The organism is Candidatus Pelagibacter communis (genome assembly GCF_001179945.1).
Taxonomy (GTDB): domain Bacteria; phylum Pseudomonadota; class Alphaproteobacteria; order Pelagibacterales; family Pelagibacteraceae; genus Pelagilacustribacter; species Pelagilacustribacter ubique_A.
This window is the reverse complement of sequence record NZ_CVSG01000031.1, coordinates 1-696: the sequence shown is the minus strand read 5'-3', so window position 1 is coordinate 696 and position 696 is coordinate 1. Positions and strand designations below refer to the sequence as shown.

Below are 696 nucleotides of genomic sequence, written 5' to 3'. Positions count from 1 at the left end.
AAAAAAATGGTTAGTACAATTCCGAGATCATCTGTTTTAGGATTTATAATTGGAGTTTTGCCAGGTGCAGGCGCAACAATTGCATCTTTCTTAGCTTATGGTATGGAAAGAAACTTTGTCAATGATGAGGAAAAGCAAAAATTTGGTAAAGGTAGTGTAAATGGTATAGCTGCCCCAGAAACTGCTAACAACGCTGCATGCTCTGGTTCATTTGTTCCTTTACTAACATTAGGTATTCCTGGAAGCGGTACCACTGCAGTTATGCTTGGAGCTTTATTAGGATTTGGTATTCAACCAGGTCCAAGATTATATCAAACAAATCCAGAGATTTTTTGGTCTGTGATTATGTCTATGTACATAGGAATGGTTGTTCTTTTAATACTAAATCTTCCTTTAATTCCTTATATTGCCAGAGTTTTAGCAACGCCAAGAACTTTTTTAATTCCTTTAATTTTATTCTTTTCACTGACTGGAGTATATTTAATGTCTTTTAATAATTTTGATATCTATATGATGATTGGGATTGCAGTTATAGCAACTGTGCTACGTTTATACAATTTTCCAATGCCGCCTCTTATTCTAGCATTCGTTCTTGGAGGTTTAATGGAAGAAAATTTAAGAAGATCTCTATTAATTAGTGACGGGTCATGGACGTTTTTATGGGATAGGCCTTTAACATTAATAATAATGTTGACC

At 34.3% G+C, this 696-nt stretch carries 1 protein-coding gene; it reads left to right on the top strand.

Annotated features, from left to right (window positions below):
• A partial coding sequence (locus AMN78_RS00920) for a tripartite tricarboxylate transporter permease (RefSeq protein WP_179850584.1) occupies positions 1 to 696 on the top strand: 696 nt, incomplete at both ends.